Annotated in this window: 15 protein-coding genes; 1 reads left to right on the forward strand and 14 read right to left on the reverse strand. The window is 67.5% G+C overall.

The window, feature by feature from the left end; translation table 11 throughout:
* Window positions 1-292: 292 nt before the first annotated feature.
* Window positions 293-442: a hypothetical protein gene (locus DFR48_RS22035; RefSeq protein ID WP_170141946.1), complete on the forward strand. Its 150-nt coding sequence runs from the start codon at window positions 293-295 to the stop codon at window positions 440-442.
* A 65-nt stretch (window positions 443-507) separates the two neighbouring features.
* On the opposite strand, the gene DFR48_RS20065 is transcribed toward DFR48_RS22035, so the two are convergent.
* From DFR48_RS20065 to DFR48_RS20130, 14 genes are all read right to left on the reverse strand, one after another.
* A complete protein-coding gene (locus DFR48_RS20065) occupies window positions 508-3465 on the reverse strand; it encodes a bifunctional [glutamine synthetase] adenylyltransferase/[glutamine synthetase]-adenylyl-L-tyrosine phosphorylase (RefSeq protein WP_114364999.1) in 2958 nt (985 codons plus the stop codon).
* Between the two features lie 97 nt (window positions 3466-3562).
* Entirely contained in the window at window positions 3563-4969 is a 1407-nt protein-coding gene (locus tag DFR48_RS20070) for a sensor histidine kinase (RefSeq protein ID WP_114365000.1), read from the reverse strand.
* A gap of 7 nt (window positions 4970-4976) precedes the next feature.
* Window positions 4977-5735 carry a response regulator transcription factor gene (locus DFR48_RS20075; RefSeq protein WP_114365001.1) on the reverse strand — a complete coding sequence of 253 codons (759 nt, stop codon included), beginning with the start codon at window positions 5733-5735 and terminating at the stop codon, window positions 4977-4979.
* Between the two features lie 86 nt (window positions 5736-5821).
* Entirely contained in the window at window positions 5822-7390 is a 1569-nt protein-coding gene (locus tag DFR48_RS20080) for a Do family serine endopeptidase (RefSeq protein ID WP_170141947.1), read from the reverse strand.
* 247 nt (window positions 7391-7637) lie between these two features.
* Complete coding sequence (locus DFR48_RS20085) at window positions 7638-8081, reverse strand: cytochrome c-type biogenesis protein (protein WP_245415675.1); 444 nt, start codon at window positions 8079-8081, stop codon at window positions 7638-7640.
* A 254-nt stretch (window positions 8082-8335) separates the two neighbouring features.
* Window positions 8336-10324 (reverse strand): heme lyase CcmF/NrfE family subunit, encoded by a 1989-nt coding sequence (locus tag DFR48_RS20090; RefSeq protein WP_114365003.1) that lies wholly within the window; start codon window positions 10322-10324, stop codon window positions 8336-8338.
* Window positions 10321-10773, reverse strand: a complete 453-nt coding sequence (ccmE, locus tag DFR48_RS20095; RefSeq protein ID WP_114365004.1) for a cytochrome c maturation protein CcmE — start codon at window positions 10771-10773, stop codon at window positions 10321-10323. Before ccmE ends, DFR48_RS20090 begins: the two co-directional genes overlap by 4 nt.
* The gene (gene ccmI, locus DFR48_RS20100; protein WP_114365005.1) at window positions 10770-11897 is read right to left on the reverse strand and encodes a c-type cytochrome biogenesis protein CcmI; all 1128 of its coding nucleotides are present in this window, start codon (window positions 11895-11897) and stop codon (window positions 10770-10772) included. The genes ccmE and ccmI overlap by 4 nt, the downstream gene beginning before the upstream one ends.
* Before the next feature lie 118 nt (window positions 11898-12015).
* Complete coding sequence (locus DFR48_RS20105) at window positions 12016-12414, reverse strand: hypothetical protein (RefSeq protein ID WP_114365006.1); 399 nt, start codon at window positions 12412-12414, stop codon at window positions 12016-12018.
* A gap of 104 nt (window positions 12415-12518) precedes the next feature.
* Entirely contained in the window at window positions 12519-13916 is a 1398-nt protein-coding gene (locus tag DFR48_RS20110) for a sensor histidine kinase (RefSeq protein ID WP_114365007.1), read from the reverse strand.
* A complete protein-coding gene (locus tag DFR48_RS20115; RefSeq protein ID WP_112691040.1) occupies window positions 13906-14577 on the reverse strand; it encodes a response regulator transcription factor in 672 nt (223 codons plus the stop codon). The genes DFR48_RS20110 and DFR48_RS20115 overlap by 11 nt, the downstream gene beginning before the upstream one ends.
* 78 nt (window positions 14578-14655) lie before the next feature.
* Window positions 14656-14964 (reverse strand): hypothetical protein, encoded by a 309-nt coding sequence (locus tag DFR48_RS20120; RefSeq protein WP_114365008.1) that lies wholly within the window; start codon window positions 14962-14964, stop codon window positions 14656-14658.
* 92 nt (window positions 14965-15056) lie between these two features.
* Window positions 15057-15275: a hypothetical protein gene (locus DFR48_RS20125; RefSeq protein WP_254007826.1), complete on the reverse strand. Its 219-nt coding sequence runs from the start codon at window positions 15273-15275 to the stop codon at window positions 15057-15059.
* A gap of 29 nt (window positions 15276-15304) precedes the next feature.
* Entirely contained in the window at window positions 15305-19132 is a 3828-nt protein-coding gene (locus DFR48_RS20130; RefSeq protein ID WP_114365009.1) for a baseplate multidomain protein megatron, read from the reverse strand.
* Between the last annotated feature and the right edge of the window lie 3 nt (window positions 19133-19135).

Below are 19135 nucleotides of genomic sequence, written 5' to 3' on the forward strand. Positions count from 1 at the left end.
CATCGAAGGCCACATCGCCGACGGCACCGCATCGCTGATGCTCAACACCACCACCCAGGGCGATACCCCGAGCCACTGGCTGGAGGTCAGGTGGCGACAGACCTTCTGAATACGGTCACTTCTTCATCCGAGGGGCACGGTGCACGGCCGTGCCCCCAGAACCGTCCGTCCTCATTCGCAACAAGGGCGGTGCCGACGGACTGCGGGACAATGTCCGCGGCGGCGGCGGCGTTCGACCCACCCTTCCCGCCTTGCGGCACGCAACCTAAGCTCTTCTCAAAGGAGTTCAGAGATGGAGTACCTGGAAATCGCAGCGGCGGCGTTTGTCTGCCTGCTGGCTCTCCTGACCATGGTCGGCGGCATCCTGCTTGCCATCAGTTTCGCGACGAAGCCTTGTCCGGCGACGCGTTATTCCAAAGGCCGCGAACGCCAGAAGCATTAGGGTCGTCCTGAACGACGCCTGTCGACGATTGCAGCTGGTCCGCCGGCCGAGACAGCCACATCCCCTCACCCCTTCACGACCGCCTGGAACACCTTTCTCACCGCCCTGGAAAGCCGCTTGATCTCGGCCTCCAGCGTCTTGATGTCCGGGCAGTCGCCGGCGCGGCAGACGAGGTCGATCAGCCCCGCCGGCACCGCGTCGGGCTTGAACGGCCCGTCGATGCAGAGCCGCGTCACCTGCGAGATCTCGCTGTAGAGCCTGATCGCCTCGAGGCAGAGATCAAGGTCGTTGACGTCCATCAGCGCGCCGCCCGCCGCCTTCAGCGCCTCCTCCGTGGTGAGGCCGTTCACCTTCACCGCGATGCCGCGCGCGGGCGCGACAAGCGTCAGGTATTGCGCGATGAACTCGATATCGATCAGCCCGCCGGGAATGAGCTTCAGGTCCCAGATGTCGCGCGGCGGCTTCTCCTCGTCGATCATCTTGCGCATCTCGGCGACGTCGCGGGCGGTCTTCGCCTCCTCGCGCGGTCGCTCCAGCACCTCGGCGATGATCCGTTCGGCATCGGCGATCAGCTCGGTGTCGCCGCAGATCAGCCGTGCGCGGGTGAGCGCCATGTGCTCCCAGGTCCAGGCCTCCTCCTTCTGGTACTTCTCGAAGGAGCGCAGTCTGGTCGCCACCGGCCCCTTGTTGCCGGAGGGGCGAAGCCGCATGTCGACCTCGTAGAGCACGCCTTCCGCCGTCGGGGCCGAGAGCGCCGAGATCAGCCGCTGCGTGAGCCGGGTGAAGTAGCGCACCGGATCGAGCGGCTTCGGCCCGTCGGATTCGCCCGCCTCGTCGTCGTAGTCATAGAGCAGGATCAGGTCGATGTCGGAGCCCGCCGTCAGCTCGAAGCTGCCGAGCTTGCCCATGCCGGCAATCGCCACCCTGCCGCCGGGGAAGCGGCCGTGATGGGCCTCGATCTCGCGCAGCACGGCGGCGAGCGCGGCCTCGAGGATGAGGGTCGCGAGATCGGTGAAGGCGCGCCCCGCCTGCATGCCGCCGATCGTTCCCGTCAGCAGCCGGATGCCGATCAGGAAGCGGTGCTCGGCGGCAAAGATGCGCAGCCGGTCGAGCAGGTCCTCGTAGTGTCGTGCACCGGCGAGGAAGCTTTCGAGACGGTCGGAAAGATAGTCGCGGGTCGGCAGTTCCACCATCAGCGACGGGTCGAGCATGCCGTCGAAGACGTGCGGCCTGGAGGCGATGATGTCGGCGAGCCGGGGCGCCGAGGACATGATGTTGACGATGAGTTCGAGCAGCGCCGGGTTCTGGCCGAGCAGCGAGAAGAGCTGGATGCCCGCCGGAAGCCCGGAGAGGAAGTTGTCGAAACGCAGCAGCGCCTCGTCGGCGCGGCGGCTCTCGCCGAAGGTCTTCAGGAGCTGCGGCATCAGCTCGGTCAGCCGCTCGCGCGCCTCGACGGACTGTGTCGCACGGTAGCGGCCGTAATGCCAGGTGCGGATGACGCGCGAGATGTCCTCCGGCCGTTCGAAGCCGAGCGCGACAAGCGTCTTCAGCGTATCCGGATCGTCGCGCTGGCCGGTGAAGACGAGGTTGCCGTGGGCGCCGGACAACTCTCCTTCGTGCTCGAAGAGCTTGGCATAGCGCCGCTCGACCGACTTCAGCACGCTTTCCAGCCGCGCGGAGAAGCTCGCCGTGTCGGCAAACCCGGCCATCAGCGCGATGCGCCTCAGCTCCGCCTCGGTTTGCGGCAGCACATGCGTCTGCTCGTCGTAGACCATCTGGATCCGGTGCTCGATATCGCGCAGGATCCAGTAGCACTCGGTGAGTTCGCTCCGTGTCGTCTCGTCGATCCAGCTGGCGTCGGTCAGCGCCTGCAGCGCTTCCTCGGTCGCCCTCACGCGCAGCTGCGGCATGCGGCCGCCGGCGATCAGCTGCTGGGTCTGGGCGAAGAATTCGATCTCGCGGATGCCGCCGCGGCCGAGCTTGACGTTGTGGCCCTTGACCGCGATCGCGCCGAAGCCCTTGTGGGCGTGGATCTGCCGCTTGATCGAGTGGATGTCGGCGATCGCCGCATAGTCGAGATATTTCCGGTAGACGAAGGGCACCAGCTCGCGCAGGAACCCCTCGCCGGCCGCCAGATCACCGCCGACCGGCCGCGCCTTGATGAAGGCGGCCCGCTCCCAGTTCTGCCCGCGTCCCTCGTAATAGAGGATCGCCGCCTCGACCGGCACGGCAAGCGGGGTCGAGCCGGGGTCGGGCCGCAGCCTGAGGTCGGTGCGGAAGACATAGCCGTCTGCGGTGCGCTCCTGCATGATCCGCACCAGCCTCCGCATCATCCGCCCGAAGGTCTCGGTCGCATCCTCGGGCGAGACGAGGATGCCGGCGAGCGGCTCGAAGAAGACGACGAGGTCGATGTCGGAGGAATAGTTGAGCTCGCGGGCGCCGAGCTTGCCCATGCCGAGCACGATGAGGCCACTGCCGGCCGACGGCGCCGAGCGGTCGGGAAGCTTCAGCTTGCCGGCATCCTCGCCCGCAAGCAGCAGGTGGTCGACGGCGGCCGCGACCGCCGCCTCCGCCATGGCGGTCAGCCAGCCCGTCGTCTGCCGGCCGTCGAAGAGGCGGGAGAGATCGGCGAGCGCCACCAGGAAGGAAAGCCTGCGCTTGGCGATCCGCAGCCGCGACATCACCTCGGCCTCGGTCGGCACCGCTCCGTCGCCATTGCCCTTCCAGGCGTCGCGGGCGCTCGCCACCAGCCCTTCGAGGAGCGGCTCCAGTGGCTCCGAAACCGCGCTTGCGAGCAGCGCCGGTTTCAGCGTGGCGGTTTCGCGCAGATAGGGCGAGAGGCTGATCACCGCCGTCACGAAGGATTTGAGCGGCGTCTCCTCCGCCATCAGTGCGGCAATCGCCGGCTCCTGCCGGCCGATCTCCTTCAGCGCCGCAACAGCCGCCTTGAGTTCGGTCTGGTTGAGCGGGCGGATGACGTCCGGCGCGACCGCGCGGAGCCAGGTGTTCGACTGATCAGCCATGGGGCCTCCTCCCTCGACCGCGGCGGTATCCGCGATTCTCGCCTTTGCCGGCGCAGATTAGAGGAGCGGAGGGGCAAAGGGAATCACATCCCTCGCTTCAGATCTTCTGTCCCGGAAAGACCATCGTCGCCGTCAGGCCGGGCTGTTCCCTGCCCGGCGCGGTATCGGAGAGTTCGAGCCGCCCGCCATGCAGCGCCATGATCGCCTCGACCAGGGACAAGCCCAGCCCGGTGCCGGGCTTCGAACGGCTTTCGTCGAGCCGCATGAAGCGCTTGACGACATCGGCGCGCTTTTCGGCGGGAACGCCCGGCCCGTGGTCGGAGACCGAGAGGCACAATTCGCCGCCGGCTTTCGCCACCGTGAGCGTGATCGTGCCGTCGCCGTCGCTTTCGGTTCCATACTTGATGGCGTTGTCGACGAGGTTCGAGATCGCCTGGCCGATCAGCTCGCGGTTGCCGCGCACCGAAAGCCCCGGCGCAATCTCGGTCGCAAGCTTCTGACCCGCCTCTTCGGCCACCGGCTCGTAGAGTTCGGCCGCGTCGGCGGCGATCGCCGACAGGTCGACGTCGGAAAGCTCGGCGGCGATCGAACCCGCCTCGACACGGCTGATCATCAGGAGCGCGTTGAAGGTGCGGATCAGCTGGTCGGATTCGGAGATGATGCCTTCGAGCGCGGCCCGCCTTGCCCCGTCGTCGTCCTCGGCGAGCGCATCCGCCGCCTTGTTGCGCAGCCGCGTCAGCGGCGTCTTCAGATCGTGCGCGATGTTGTCGGAAACCTGCCGCAGCCCCTCGTTCAGCCGCTCGATCCGCCCCAGCATGTCGTTCAGCGATTGCGACAGGCGGTCGAATTCGTCGCCCGAACCGCCGACCGGCAGGCGCTGGGAAAGGTCGCCCGCCATGATCTTGGTGCTTGCCGCCGACATCCGGTCGATCCGCTTCAGCGCGTTGCGGCCGATCGCAAACCAGATGATCAGCGCCCCGAAGCCCATGATTGCCAGCGCCACCATCAGCGCCTTGCGGACGAGAAGGCGGAATTTCGCCGGCTCGCCGAGGTCGCGGCCGATCAGCACGCGCAGCCCGTTGTCGAGAATGAAGACATGGGCGGTGGCGATGTGCTTTTTGCCGTCGCCGGTCTCGGAATAGCGCTCGTAGACGAAGGGGAAGTCGGTCCAGCCCTCCTTGTCGAATATGCCCGGCTGCAGCGAGCCGACATTGCCGGCGAGGATCTCGCCGTTCGGCCCGGCGATCACATAGAGGTTGGCGCCCGGCTGGCGGGCCCGTTGCTCCATGATCTTCAGCATCTGGTTCATGCCGCCGCTGCTGTAGGCGCGCTCGATGTCGGTCACTTCCTGCTGCAGGCTGTCGCGGGTCTGCTGGTTGAGCAGCCGCTCGGAAAGCGCCGTCACGTAGAAGACGAGGAAGGCCGCGCAGAGCGCAAAGAGCACGATATAGAGGGCGGAGAGCCGGACTGCCGTCGACTTGAAGAGCACACCGATGCGGGACATGGACGGGTTACCCTTCGTCCTTGATCATGTAGCCGGCGCCGCGCACCGTCTTCAGCAGCGGCTTGTCGAAATCCTTCTCGATCTTCGAGCGCAGCCGCGACACATGCACGTCGATGACGTTGGTCTGCGGGTCGAAGTGATAGTCCCAGACGTTTTCGAGCAGCATGGTGCGCGTCACCACCTGGCCTGCATTCTTCATCAGGTATTCGAGCAGGCGGTATTCCCGCGGCTGCAGCAGGAGTTCCCTGCCACCGCGGCGAACCTCGTGGGAGAGCCGGTCGAGTTCGAGGTCGCCGACGCGGTAGACCATGTCCTGCTCCGGCTTGCCCTTGCGGCGGCCGAGCACTTCGACGCGGGCGAGAAGCTCGCTGAAGGCGTAGGGTTTCGGAAGGTAGTCGTCACCACCGGCGCGAAGCCCCGTCACGCGGTCGTCCACCTGCCCGAGCGCGGAGAGGATCAGCACCGGCGTGTCGACGCCGCGCTTCCTCAGCTCGCTGATCACCGACAGGCCGTCGCGGCGCGGCAGCATCCGGTCGACGATGAGCACGTCGTAGCCGTTCTCGCTCGCCATGAAGAGGCCGCTCTCGCCGTCGCTCGCGTGGTCCGCGACGATACCCGCCTCGCGAAAACCCTTGACCATGTAGGCCGCGGCCTCGAGGTCGTCTTCGATCACCAGTATTTTCATGCGCGGGACATTAGCGCCGGCCGCGGCCTCCGCACAACCGGTTTCGCCCGTGCCAGGCGCTGTCTGCTGTGGGGAATTCATGCTGGCCTCCTTGCCTGAAAGGAAAGGGCGCCGCGCGGCCCGAAGCCGGTCCCGCGCGGCGCCCTGGATGTCGGCCTTCGGCCGGATCAGCCCTGGTCGATCGGCAGGGCGACGAAGCGGCTGCCGTTCTGCGATTCGACCTGGAACAGCGCCTTGGTGCGGCCGTCCTTCTTCGCCTGCTCGATCACCTTCATGACCTCGTCGGCGGTGGAGACGGCCTGGTTGTTGACCGAGACGATCTTCTCGCCGGCCTGCAGGCCCTTGTCGGCGGCATCCGAGTCCGGATCGACGTCAACGATGGTCAGGCCCTTGCCGTCTTCGGCCGGCTTGACGCTGATGCCCATGTTGGCGAGCGCCTGTTCGGTCGAGGGTGCGGCCTTGTCCGGCGTCGTTTCGCCGGCCGAGGCCTGCTGGTCCTTCGGCAGTTCGCCGAGTTCGACCTTCATCGCCATCGACTTGCCTTCGCGCCAGATCGAGACGTCGACGGTGGTTCCGGGCGCGAAGGCGGCAATGCGCCGGGCGAGGTCGCGCGGGTCCTTGACCGGCTCGCCATTGACGGCCGTCACGACGTCACCCTGCTTGATGCCCGCCTTCTCGCCCGGAGAACCGGCCTGCGGGGCGACGACGAGCGCGCCGCTTGCTTCCGAAAGGCCGAGCGAGTCGGCGATGTCCTTCGTCACCGGCTGGATCTGCACGCCGAGCCAGCCGCGTTCGACGGTGCCCGACTTGATGAGTTCGTCGACGACGCCCTTGGCGACGGAGGCCGGAATTGCGAACGCAATGCCGACATTGCCACCCGACGGCGAGAAGATCGCGGTGTTGATGCCCACCACTTCGCCGTTCAGGTTGAAGTCCGGACCACCGGAATTGCCGCGGTTCACCGCCGCGTCGATCTGGATGTAGTCGTCATAGGGGCCGGAGCCGATGTCGCGGCCGCGGGCCGAGATGATGCCGGCCGTCACCGTGCCACCGAGGCCGAAGGGGTTGCCGACGGCGACGACCCAGTCGCCCACGCGCATGTTCTCGTCAGCCGCGAACTGCACGTAGGTGAACTTCTGCTTCGGGTTCTCGACCTTCAGAACAGCGAGGTCGGTGCGCCGGTCGGTGCCGACGAGCTTCGCGTCGAGCTCGGTGCCGTCGTTCATGACGACCGTGTAGGCGGCGCCGTCCTCGACGACATGGTTGTTGGTGACGATGTAACCGTCGTCGGAAATGAAGAAGCCGGAGCCCTGCGAGGTCGGACGAAGGCGGCCTTCACCGCGCGGGCGGTTCGGCTTCTTGTCCGGACGGGCATCCGGGCCGGGCATGCCGAATTCCTTGAAGAAGCGCTTCAGCGGGTGGTCGTCCGGGAGATCTTCGAAACCGCGACCGCCGAAGCCGAACTGGAAGTTGCTTTCGTCCTGCGCCGTCTGGACGTTCGACTGAACGCGGACCGAAACGACGGCCGGGGAAACGGCCGAAACGACATCGGCGAAGCTCGGCACCTGCGGGGCTTCGACGCGGACGGCCTCGGCATAGGCCGGAACGATCATCGCCGGCACGGAGCCCGCAACGATCACCGCGGCAAGACCTGCCGCCGTCGAGTTGCGGAGCATCGTCTTGAGCTTGGAGCGTCCATTGCTGTTGAACATGTGACCTACCTTTTCTCTTTTCATCTGACTGTTGGCCGGGAAGCCGGCGTGAAGCGGTGGATGAGGAGAGATATAGGACGGCCCACGTTACTGCGAACTGTACGGCAGATGAAATCTTGGTAATCTTCGGGAAGGACCGGAGCGATCGGCCGCAGGACCACGCAGCCGCCGATCCGCCGCTCTCACGGACGGGAACGCGCAAAAGCCGGGAAATACCATCAAAACAAGATGATACGACGCCCTGCTCCGGCTGATGCGGAGGTGCAGCGGCTCAGTCCTCGATCAGCGCCTTCAGCCGCGCCTCTTCCTCGGGCGAAAGCCTTTCCGGTGCGGGACGATGGCGGCCGCGCGCGTAGACGAGCGCCGCAAACGCGCCGATCACCAGCAGCACGGCGGGTGCGCCCCACAACACGTAGGTCTTGGCCGAGACGCGCGGTTTCAGGAGCACGAACTCGCCGTAGCGCGACACCACGTAATCGATGACTTGCTCGTCGCTGTCGCCGTCAACGATGCGCTGGCGCACGATGAGCCTCAGGTCGCGGGCGAGATCGGCGTTCGAATCGTCGATCGACTGGTTCTGGCAGACGAGGCAGCGCAGCTGCGCGGACAGATTGCGCGCGCGCTGTTCCAGCGCCGGATCGGCCAGCACTTCGTCCGGATTGACGGCGAAGGCGGGCAGCGGCGCGAACACCGACAGTGCCAGGATGACGGCCATCAGCAAGCGTCGGAGCGTGTTGACGGGATACCCCCCTCTGTCACTTCGTGACATCTCCCCCACAAGAGGGGAGATCGCCGGGGCTCCAGCCTCGGCGTTCGCAGAAAAGGACGTGACGGCGCCGTCTGGCCGATCTCCCCCCTTGTGGGGGTTGAGGAGCGGCCGGCGGAGCCGGGCAATCGATCCAGTGAATCGATTGCAGCGACGAACGCCGGCAGGGCAGAGGGGGGTGAACCTCACAACAGGCTGATCCCTCATTCCGCCGCCTCCAGCGCCACCTTGACCGGCTTTGTCCGCCGGGTCGGGGCGCCGACGCGCAGCCGCCGGTCGGAGAGCGAGACGAAGCCGCCGGCCATCATGATGAGCCCGCCGATCCAGATGCAGAGGATGAAGGGTTTCCACCAGACGCGCACGACGATGCCGCCCTCGGCCATCGGGTCGCCGAGCGAGACATAGAGCTGGCTGACGCCGAAGCTGCGGATGCCCGCCTCGGTCGTCGGCATCCGCCGCGCCGTATAGAGGCGCTTGGACGACCACACCTCGCCCATGGCGACGCCACCCTTGCTCAGCGTGAAATGCGCCCGGTCTTCGGTGAAGTTCGGGCCCTTCGCCGCCATCATCCGGTCGAAGGTGACGGTATAGCCGCCCGCCTCGACCGTCATGCCGGGCTTCATCTCGGTGACCGTCTCCGTCTCGAAGGTCGTCACCGCGACGATGCCGAGCACCGTCACACCGAAGCCGAGATGGGCGAGCGCCGTGCCGAAGGCCGAGCGCGGCAGGCCGGCGAGCCGCTGGAAGGCCACCGACGCCGAGACCTTGTTGAAGCCGGCGCGGTACCAGAGGTCGGCGAGCGCGCCGAAGACGATGAAGAAGCCGGCGGCGAGCCCGAAGACGGCGAGCACCGGGCCGCCGTGCTGGACGTAGAAGAGGATGACGGCCGCGACGAGGGCAAGCCCCGCAGCCACGTAGAGGCGCTGGAACGCGCCGAGCAGGTCGCCGCGCTTCCAGGCGAGCATCGGCCCGAAGGGCACGGCGACGAGGAGCGGCGCCATCAGGAGACCGAAGGTCAGGTTGAAGAACGGCGGCCCGACCGAGATCTTGTCGCCGGTCAGCGTCTCGAGGAGCAGCGGATAGAGCGTGCCGACGAGCACGGTCGCGGCGGACACGGTCAGGATCAGGTTGTTGAGGACGAGCGCCCCTTCCCGCGAGATCGGCGCAAAGAGCCCGCCCGATTTCAGCGCCGGCGCCCGGAAGGCAAAGAGCGTGAACGCCCCGCCGATGAAGAGCGTCAGGATGCCGAGGATGAAGATGCCGCGGCTCGGGTCGGTCGCAAACGCATGCACCGAGGTCAGCACGCCGGAGCGTACGAGGAAGGTGCCGAGCAGCGACAGCGAGAAGGCGAGGATCGCAAGCAGAACCGTCCAGATCTTCAGCGCCTCGCGCTTTTCCATGACCAGCGCGGAATGCAGCAGCGCCGTGCCGGCGAGCCAGGGCATGAAGGAGGCATTCTCGACCGGGTCCCAGAACCACCAGCCGCCCCAGCCGAGCTCGTAATAGGCCCAGTAGGAGCCCATGGCGATGCCGGCGGTCAGGAAGGTCCAGGCGGCGAGCGTCCAGGGCCGCACCCAGCGGGCCCAAGCGGCGTCGATGCGCCCGTCAATGAGGGCTGCGATCGCGAAGGAGAAGCAGACGGAGAAGCCGACATAGCCGAGATAGAGGAGCGGCGGATGGATGGCGAGGCCGACGTCCTGCAGCACCGGATTGAGGTCCTTGCCCTCCGCCGGCGCCGGCGAGAGCCGGATGAACGGATTGGAGGTGAGCAGGATGAAGAGCGCGAAGGCGGTGGCGATCCAGGCCTGCACGGCGAGCACGTTCGCTTTGAGCCGCTGCGGCAGGTTGGCGCCGAAGAAGGCGACCATGGCGCTGAAGAACGTGAGGATCAGGAGCCACAGCATCATCGAGCCCTCGTGGTTCCCCCAGACGGCCGCGAAGCGGTAAACGTCGGGAAGCAGCGAGTGCGAGTTCTGCCAGACGTTCTGCACGGAGAAGTCGGAGACCATGTAGGCGTAGCTCAGCGCGCCGAACGAGAGCGAGACGAGTCCGAACATCGCAAGCGTGCCCGTCGTGGCGACGCCCATCAGCGCGGTGTCACCGCGCCTCGCGCCGATCACCGGCAGCACGGAGACGACGATCGCCGTCGCAAGCGTCAGCACCAGCGCGTAGTGTCCGAGTTCGATGATCATTTCACCGTCTCCTTGCCGCTCAGTTCGACGCCTTGGGCCTTCAGGCGGTCGGCGACGTCCTTTGGCATGTAGGTCTCGTCGTGCTTGGCGAGCACGGTGTCGGCGGCAAAAACCGGATCGCCGGCGACGAAGGCACCTTCGGCGACCACGCCCTGCCCTTCGCGGAAGAGGTCGGGCAGGATGCCGGTATAGGTGACGGGCACGGTGCCGATCGTGTCGGTGATGGTGAAGGTCACGGTCGATCCCTCGCCGCGCTTGACCGAACCCGCCTCGACGAGGCCGCCGAGCCGGATGCGCGTTCCCGGCGGCACCTTGACGGTGGCGAGATCGCCCGGCACGTAGAAATAGGCGACCGACTGGCTGAAGGCGAACATCACCAGCAGAACGGCGGCGATGATGAAGCTCACGCCGCCGGCAATCACGGCCAGTCTCTTCTGTTTGCGGGTCATTTCAGTGCTTCCTCCACCGGCAGGCCGAGCTCGCGGGCCATCGCGATCAGTTGCTGGCCTTCCTGCCCCTCCGCCGGGAAGGCCGCGAGCCCGGATTTCAGCGCCGCGACGGCGTTTTCCGGCTCCTTCAGCATCGCGTAGGACCGGACGAGACGCATCCAGCCTTCAAAATTGTTCGGGTTTTCCTTGAGCTTGGCATCGAGCCCGGCGACCATGCCGCGGATCATCTCCATGCGGTCGCCCGTCGACATGCCCTGGGCTGCGGCGACATCGGCCGCCGTCGGGTTGCCGGGCGCTTCCGGCTTCGCCGCGCCGCTGTTTGCCGCGATGTGCTCGTTGACGAGCGGCAGCCAGGGTGCGTCGGCCGGCGAGGCCTTGGCGAGCGCCTCGAAGGCCGCACGGGCCTCCTCGCGCTTGCCTTCCTGCTCGAGCGACAGCGCGATGTAGAAGGAGGCGCGCGGATTGGCGCTGCCGAGCTTCACCGCCTGTTCGAAGGCCGAGCGGGCATCTGCGGTGACGATACCGTCACTTTCCGCCGTCATTGTTTCGCCCAGCCCGATCATCCGCTCCGGGCTCTGCCCGAGCAGGCGGATCGCATTCCGATAGGCGAGCTCGGCATCGCCGTAGCGCGACATCTTGAAATAGATCGGTGCGAGCACGTCCCAGCCGGCGCCGTCGTCGGGGTTCTGGGCGAGGTGCCGTTCCACCTTGGCGACCAGCAGTTCGAGATTGTTGCCGGGGTTTTCGAGCCGCGCGGCGAGCGGCTCGGAGGGCATGCCGGGGCTGCCGGTCAGCATGTAGAGCCCGAGGCCGACTGCGGGAAGCGAGACGACGATGAAGGCCTGCGCCAAGAGGTGCCTGCCGGATTTCGGTTCCTTCGTGCCCTTCGCCTCGGCGGAGACGGCAAGGAGGCGCCGGCCGATCTCGGCGCGGGCGTAATCCGCTTCCTCGCCGCCGATCAGACCGAGCGTCTTGTCGCGTTCGAGTTCGCGCAGCTGGTCGCGGTAGACGGCGGCCTCCCCGACCGCGTCCTCGACAAGGACGGTACGGCCGCGAAAGAGCGGCCCGAGAAGGACGACGGCCGTGGCGGCCGTCAGCAAGGCAGTGGCGATCCAGAACAACATGAGAACCCAATTAATGTATGCCGGGAGACATTCCAACCGGCAAACGGTCGATGACGCGCTTTTGAGGCGTTTCGCCGCAAGGAATGCTCTACGGGATCGGAGGCGCTCCAGCCTTGACTTATGTCAAGGGCGTCCAGGTGCCGTTCGGGTTGCGGCAGGCCGCGCCGCGCACTTCCGTCTCGCTGCCCTTCACCCTCAGCTTGTGGGTGTACTGGCGACAGTTCTGCTGTCCGACCTGATAGGGTGCCGCAGCAACCACCTGGCCGGAGATATCGTTACCGTTCCAGGCCACCGGCTGGCCGCCGGGAGCGGCCTCCAGCGCGCGGTATTCGGCTTCGAGGGCACGCTGCGTCTGGCTGTCCGAAAGTTCGACGCCCGAGCGGGCGACGATGCCGCCCTGCAGCGCGGAGATATAGAGGGCGGATGCGGAGCTCTTGCCGCTCGTGGTTACGCAGGACGACAGCGCGAACACCGCAAGCGTCGCCGTCACCGCGATACGAAAGCGCGTATTTCCCATGTCCCCTGCCCGACCTCTTTCGACCACCCTCGATATGCTCCTTCTTAGCTGCGGCAGACACGTGGCATCATTGTGACAGCCTTCTTTTTTCACGGAAATTTGCCTCACGCAATGTCTCTCGTGACGGCCGGCAGCACCAATCGCGCCCGCAATCCGCCGCGCGCACCGCGCGAAAGCCCGAACGCCCCCTGATATTCGGAGGATATCTCGTTGACGATCGAAAGCCCGAGCCCGGTGCCCGGCTTGCTCTCGTCGAGCCGGCGACCGCGCTTCAGCGCCTCGACGATCTCGCCGGGTTCCAGCCCCGGCCCGTCGTCCTCCACCGTCACCTCGACCCAGTCGCGGCGCGTCACGCCCTCGCCCGGCTCGTGGCCCTCGGCCGGACCGGCGGTGACGACGACGCCGGTGGCGGCGAAGCGGGCGGCGTTTTCAAGGAGGTTGCCGACCGTCTCCTCGACATCCTGCTGCTCCATGGCGAGGACCAGCCCCGGCGCAAGTTTCAGTTCGAAGTGCGTCTCGGGGTTCAGCCGCCGCATCACGCGGATCAGCCGTTCCAGCGTCGGTTCGAGCTCGGTGCGTGCCAGCACCGATTCGCGCTGGGCGGCGATGCGGGCGCGGTTCAGGTAGGAGGAAACCTGGCTCTGCATCGCCTCGGCTTGGGTGGTGACGACGCTCGCCTGCGATTTCGGCAGCGCCCGCGCCTCGTTGAGCAGCACGGCGATCGGCGTCTTCAGCGAATGGGCGAGATTGCCGACCTGCATGCGCGCACGCTCGACGATGCGCCGGTTGCTGTCGATCAGCGCGTTGATCTCGTTTGCGAGCGGCTGGATCTCGCGGGGGAAGACGCCCTCGATGCGCTCCGCCTCGCCGGCACGGATCCGCTCCAGCGCCCGGCGGGCGCGTTCCAGCGGCTTCAGCCCGTAGAGAATGGCAAGGCCGTTGACGATCAGGCCCCCGAGGCCGATCAGGGCAAGCCCGGTATAAAGTCTCGTGGTGAAGAAGCGGACATCCTCCTCGACGACGTCGAGGTTACCCGAAACGCGAAAGCGCGCCGCGCGACCGTTGGCGTCGAGCACGACCTCCGTCTCGGCGACCCTCAGATGGTTTCCGTAGGGGTCGGTCATCGGATAGAAGCGCTCGTAATGGTCGTCGAAGGGGACGGTATTGATGTCCGGCACCGGCAGGTCGGTGAGGCCGAGCGAGGTGGAGGCGAGCGGAGCGGTGCTGAAGTTGCCGAGTGGCTCGACCAGCCAGTACCAGCCGGTCTTCGGCTGCGAGAAGCGCAGGTCGCCGAGTTCGGGACTGCCGGCAAGGCTGTCGCCGTCGCCGATCGAGACGGAATTGATGACGTTGTAGAGCTGGGCGCGCAGCAGGTTGTTGAAGCCGCGCTCCGTGCCCTGCCGGTAGAGCGCCGAGATCACCACCGCCATGGTCACGAGTGCAACTGCCGACCACGCCGTGGCCAGCAGCAGCACTCTTGCCGTCAGCGATCTAGTGCGCATCTTTGGGCGCTTGCATCCGGTAGCCGAGACCGCGCACCGTCTCGATCAGGTCGAGGCCGATCTTCTTGCGCAGGCGCCCGACAAAGACCTCGATGGTGTTGGAATCGCGATCGAAATCCTGATCGTAGAGGTGCTCGACGAGCTCCGAGCGCGATACCACCTCGCCCATGTGGTGCATGAGGTAGGAAAGCAGCCGGTATTCGTGGGAGGTGAGCTTCAGCTGCGTGCCCGACACACTCGCCTTCGACGCCTTGGTGTCGAGCCGCACAGGACCGCAGACGATCTCGGAAGAGGCATGACCCGCCGCGCGGCGGATCAGCGCGCGGATGCGCGCGAGCACCTCTTCCACGTGGAAGGGCTTGGCGACATAGTCGTCGGCGCCGGCGTCGATACCGGCCACCTTGTCGCTCCAGCGGTCGCGGGCCGTCAGGATCAGCACGGGCATCACCCGACCGGCAGCACGCCACTTTTCGAGCACGGTCAGGCCGTCCATTTCCGGCAGGCCGATGTCGAGGATCACCGCGTCATAGGGCTCCGTGTCGCCGAGGAAATGTCCCTCCTCGCCGTCGAACGCCTTGTCGACCACATAGCCCGCCTCTTCCAGGGCTTCGACGAGCTGCCGATTGAGATTAACGTCGTCCTCGACGACCAGAATGCGCATGCTGCCAGTCCCTCTCCGTCTTGTCCGGCCGGCCGCGTCCCCCGCGCCCGGCTCACGCCGTCGCCTGCCTCGTGCGCCTTACTGTGAAACCCGCATCGTGACCTTGCGCGGGCGCTCGTTGCCACTGCCCGGGATCAGCACCGTCACCACGCATGTGCCGCCGGAACTGCGCACCGACAGCACCTGCCCGCCGAGTTCCGCCGCAGCCTGGGCCGCCGCCCCGTAGCAGTCGGCGCCACCACGGCTGCTGCCGTTGTTGCCGTCGTTGCCGTTGCCCTGCGCCTGGGCGAGAACCACCGGCGCCGGGGCGGTCGCGACCGCCGCCGCCGGCGCGGATGTCGCCGCAATGCCGGAGGCCAGGCTCGCTATGATCAGGAATGATGCCATGGACTACTACTTCCGAAAGATATTCGTTGTTGTGAAGTATCTACCCGATGGCATCTGAATGGCAAATGAATGCGGCCGACAACTTCCGTTTATCACCCGCCAATCACCTTCTTCGCCGAGAGCCGGCCGTAGATCGCCAGCAGCCCGCCGAAGGAGCCGACCAGCGAGACGATCGCGTCGGCGAGCTCGCCCTGTTCGGCAAGGCCGACATCCACGCCCTTGACGCGCAGCACCGAGGCGCCGATCGCGATCAGCGCGCCCCACACGGTCTTCGACTGATACCACGGTTTGTATTCGATAATCTCGGACATCGTCTTCTCTCCTTCTTCGATGGTGTCGTTCAAAGCGAAAGGACTGTCTCGGCGGCGATGCCGTCGACCACGCGCCGGCCGAGCTGGCGCACCCTGACCGCGAGACTTTCGACCGGGCCGCCGAAATCGGCGATCTCGTCCGCGGCCGTGTAGGTGTGGCCCGGCGCCACCGTCTCGACCGTGCGCTTCACCGCGCCGCCGGCGAGGATCTCCAGCCGGTAGCGCTCCTCCGCCTCGTCGAGCGGGATTTCCGCCGCCTCCCAGTCGTCGGCATCGATCCGCCCGCGGCGGACCCAGGTGATCTCGATACCCCCGCCCACAAGCCTGCGGCCGGCAAGATGCACCGGCGCGAGCGGCGTCAGCGCCCTGCGTCCGCCGGCAAAGGAAAACGGACCGGCCGGCGCCGCGGCCATGCCGACCGCCTCCGCGATATAGTTGAGCGGTCGCCCCGCCTCGTCAGAGGCAAGCCCGACCGGCGGCACCACCGCGTCGAGCGCCACCACCCGCGCGCCCGCCGGAGCACCGGCGGCCGTCGCATCCTCGCTGCCGCCGAGCCCGCGCAACAGGCGCGTCAGTCGCCAGCGGCCGGGGGCGATCTCTTCCGCGCCGGCAAAGCCGATCACTTCCCACGCGCCGGACGCGGAGCGGACGGCGAGCCGGTTGGCGCCGTTCAGCACCGCGAGCGTCGAGGCCGAGGCGAAGCTGCCGTAGGTAAGGTCGAGGGTGATCGCGCGCGTCCTGTCGAAGCGGCCGGCAACACCGGCCTCCAGCGGTTCGGCAAGCCGGCCGAGCGTCGCCGGACGGTCGAGCACCACCCGAAGGGCGTAGCCCTCGTTCTCGACAGAGGACGAGATCGCGATCCGCCGCCACGGCCGCGCGAAGGCCGCGACGCGGACGAAATCCTCGTCCCCGCCCGCCGTGTAGCGCGGCAGATCGAGGAATTCGACGGCCGGCGCAAAGCCGTCCGAGGCCGGATTGGGAACGTCGCGGCCCGAACCCACGGCGACCGGCACGGACAATCCACCGTCGGCGAGTTCGCTCAGCGTCAGGCGCCGGGCCGCCCCGTCCTCGCATTCGGAAATCACGAAGCGGCCGTCGGGTCCCTCCGCAAAGGCCAGCACGTCCCCCGGCATGAAGGCGAGCGCGTTCGGGCCGAGCGCCGTTTCCAGTGACCGACGTTCGGCGCGGTGCTGGCGCAGCAGCGCCTCGGCGGCGGCAAGTGCGGTCTCCTCGGAAAATGCGGCGGAAAGGTCGAGCGACAGCACCCGGCTGGTCGCCGCCGGCGCCCGTCGCGAGCGGGCGCTCGCCTCGGCATAGTCGGCCGCCGCGTCGTAGAAGGTCAGGATCGCCTCGCCGGCGAAATCGCTGTCATGGCCGCGCCGCTCGCGCCAGAGCGGCTCGTCGTCGAGATCGGCAAGCACGTCCACGCGCACCGCCGGCAGGCTCGCCTCGTCGCGCGAACGGAAGCGCAGCACCCCGCCGTCCTCGATCACGTCGACGCGGAAGGCCTCGGTGAGCGGCTCGATCAGGCTGCGGGCGGACGCAACGTCCGCCTGCACATAACCGCCGAGATCGCCCGTCACCGCCGAGACGTCGTAGTCGGCAAAGCCGTGGTCCTTACAGATCGCCCCGATCACGTCGGCGACCGTCCCGGCCCCGAGCCGCCCGTTCAGCCAATGCCCGGTCCGCCAGTTGCCGCCATCCGACCAGAGGGACAGATTGGCGGGAAAGGCCGGATAGGGCCGCGCGTCCCAGGCCCAGTGATAGATGCGGGCCGGATCGACCATTCCGGCCGGCGCCGCGGCACTCCCCCAGTGGTCGTAATGGGCGGAGAGGAACCGCCGCTGCACGGCGTCGGCGCGCAGTCCGCGGGAATGATAGGGCAACCCGCCCTCGGCCGATTTCGGATCGCCGAAGACGTTCGGCTGGTTGGCACCGCGGTCGATCGCCGGGCAGCCGAGTTCCGTGAACCAGACCGGTTTTTCCCGCGGCGTCCAGGCGGTCGGCGTGGTTTTCTCCACTCCCGCCACCCGGTCGAAATGCCGGTTCGACCACCAGCCCTCGATATCCTTCACCCGGAACACCCAGGGCTTTGCCGCGGCCCCGTCGGTGATCGGCGTGCGGAGACGCGCTGCCCGGTCGGCCGCACTCGCATAGTACCAGTCGTAGCCTTCGCCGCCGGCGATCTGGCGGGCCATCGCCGCTGCATCCGCCGCCAGCCGGAAGCCGTCGGGGTTTTGCGCTACGAGGTCCTCGTCCCGCCAGTCGGAGAGCGGCATGTAATTGTCGATCCCGACGGCGTCGATTTCGGGCGAGGCCCAGAGCGGGTCGAGATGGAAGAAATGATCGCCGGAACCGTCCGCCGGATGGTAGCCTGAATATTCGCTCCAGTCGGCGCCGTAGGTGATCTTCGTCGCCGGCCCGAGGATCGCGCGCACGTCGCCGGCAAGGGCCGCGAGCGCCTCGACGAAGGGAAACGCATCGCTCTCGTCGCGGATCGTCGTCAGCCCCTTGAGCTCCGAGCCGATCAGGAAGGCGTCGACACCGCCCGCGGCCTTCGCGAGCAGCGCACAGTGCAGCACCATGCGGCGATAGCCCTCGTCGGCGCCGTGCCAGGTGACACTATCCCCGGAGACGGTGAAATCCGCCGCGGTCGCCGCGCCGCAGAAGGCCTCGACCGCCGTTCGTGCCGCCACCGTCCGGTCCGTCGCCGGTTCGCAGATGATCCGCCCGCGCCAGGGATAGGCCGCCTGCTCCGCCCCGCCGTGCGGGTCCGGCAGGCCGTTGCCGGCCGGAATGTCCATCATCATCAGCGGATAGAGCGTCACCTTCAGCCCGCGCGCCGCAAGGTCGCGGATCGCCTCGACGACGCTCTCGTCGCTCGGCGTGCCGCCATAGGCCGGGCCGCCGTCGTGGAGCGAAACGACATGCGCCGCGCTGCGACCGATGCCTGCGACCCGCCAGGGCCGGCTCTCGCCGCTTCGCGCGGCGACTTCCACGCCCGGCACCACCCGGCATTCGCCTGCCCGGAGGTCCGTGCCGAACCAGGTGACGACCAGCGCCACGCTTTCGAGATTGGGACAGAGCGCCTGCAATTCGTCGATCGAGGCCTGCCAGTCGGTCTCCGCCGTCAGCGTGTTGCGATTGAGGATGCGGGCGCTGCCCTCGCCGGTCGCCTCGCGGACCGCCACCCCCGCATAGCCGTGCTCGGTCGCGCCGGGGATCACATTCACCGCCCGGATACGGGTTTCGAGCGTGCCGACCGGCCGCATCACCTCGAACTGCAGCAGCGGAATACGGTTGCCGAAATCGTCGAGCGGCAGCCGCTCGAAGACGACATAGGCGAGCCCGCGATAGGCCGGCGCCCTGCCCTCGCCCTGCTTCGCCTCGATCAGCGGATCGGCAAGCTGTGTCGCGCTTCCCGTGTGGACGCGCATCTCGACCTCGCCAAGGTCGAGTTCCTGCCCGTCCGCCCAGACCCGCCGGATACCCGCGACCGGCCCTTCGCAGAGCCCGACCGCGACATTGGCGAAATAGCGATAGGTCTTCACCCGCGTGCCGCCGGCCTTGCCACCGGTCCGCTCGGTCACCGCCTCCTCCTCGAAGCGGGTCGCCCAGATCAGCGTGCCGCCGATCCGCGTCGTACCGTAGACGCGCGGGATCGCCGTGCCCTCGCTCGCGCCGGGAAGCCTTGCGGCCGAAAGCCGCGCCCCGCTGACCGTGCTCGTCCCCGAAAGCAGCGCCCGGTCGAGCGCATTGCCGGCAAGGGCACCGGCCGCCCGCCCGAGGACCGCCCCGAGCGGCCCGAAAATACCGCCGACGGCGGCACCCGCCGCCTGGAACAGAAGTGTGGCCATGCC

The organism is Ciceribacter lividus, assembly GCF_003337715.1.
Taxonomy (GTDB): domain Bacteria; phylum Pseudomonadota; class Alphaproteobacteria; order Rhizobiales; family Rhizobiaceae; genus Allorhizobium; species Allorhizobium lividum.

Bases quoted from the DNA above. Each gene is read 5' to 3' on its own strand.
- DFR48_RS20065 (WP_114364999.1), bottom strand. From the start codon at position 3,465: ATGGCTGATCAGTCGAACACCTGGCTCCGCGCGGTCGCGCCGGACGTC.
- DFR48_RS22035 (WP_170141946.1), top strand. From the start codon at position 293: ATGGAGTACCTGGAAATCGCAGCGGCGGCGTTTGTCTGCCTGCTGGCT.
- DFR48_RS20120 (WP_114365008.1), bottom strand. From the start codon at position 14,964: ATGGCATCATTCCTGATCATAGCGAGCCTGGCCTCCGGCATTGCGGCG.
- DFR48_RS20130 (WP_114365009.1), bottom strand. From the start codon at position 19,132: ATGGCCACACTTCTGTTCCAGGCGGCGGGTGCCGCCGTCGGCGGTATT.
- DFR48_RS20105 (WP_114365006.1), bottom strand. From the start codon at position 12,414: ATGGGAAATACGCGCTTTCGTATCGCGGTGACGGCGACGCTTGCGGTG.
- DFR48_RS20125 (WP_254007826.1), bottom strand. From the start codon at position 15,275: ATGTCCGAGATTATCGAATACAAACCGTGGTATCAGTCGAAGACCGTG.
- DFR48_RS20070 (WP_114365000.1), bottom strand. From the start codon at position 4,969: ATGTCCCGCATCGGTGTGCTCTTCAAGTCGACGGCAGTCCGGCTCTCC.
- ccmI (WP_114365005.1), bottom strand. From the start codon at position 11,897: ATGTTGTTCTGGATCGCCACTGCCTTGCTGACGGCCGCCACGGCCGTC.
- DFR48_RS20090 (WP_114365003.1), bottom strand. From the start codon at position 10,324: ATGATCATCGAACTCGGACACTACGCGCTGGTGCTGACGCTTGCGACG.
- DFR48_RS20085 (WP_245415675.1), bottom strand. From the start codon at position 8,081: ATGGCCGTCATCCTGGCACTGTCGGTGTTCGCGCCGCTGCCCGCCTTC.
- ccmE (WP_114365004.1), bottom strand. From the start codon at position 10,773: ATGACCCGCAAACAGAAGAGACTGGCCGTGATTGCCGGCGGCGTGAGC.
- DFR48_RS20080 (WP_170141947.1), bottom strand. From the start codon at position 7,390: ATGAAAAGAGAAAAGGTAGGTCACATGTTCAACAGCAATGGACGCTCC.
- DFR48_RS20075 (WP_114365001.1), bottom strand. From the start codon at position 5,735: ATGAATTCCCCACAGCAGACAGCGCCTGGCACGGGCGAAACCGGTTGT.
- DFR48_RS20115 (WP_112691040.1), bottom strand. From the start codon at position 14,577: ATGCGCATTCTGGTCGTCGAGGACGACGTTAATCTCAATCGGCAGCTC.
- DFR48_RS20110 (WP_114365007.1), bottom strand. From the start codon at position 13,916: ATGCGCACTAGATCGCTGACGGCAAGAGTGCTGCTGCTGGCCACGGCG.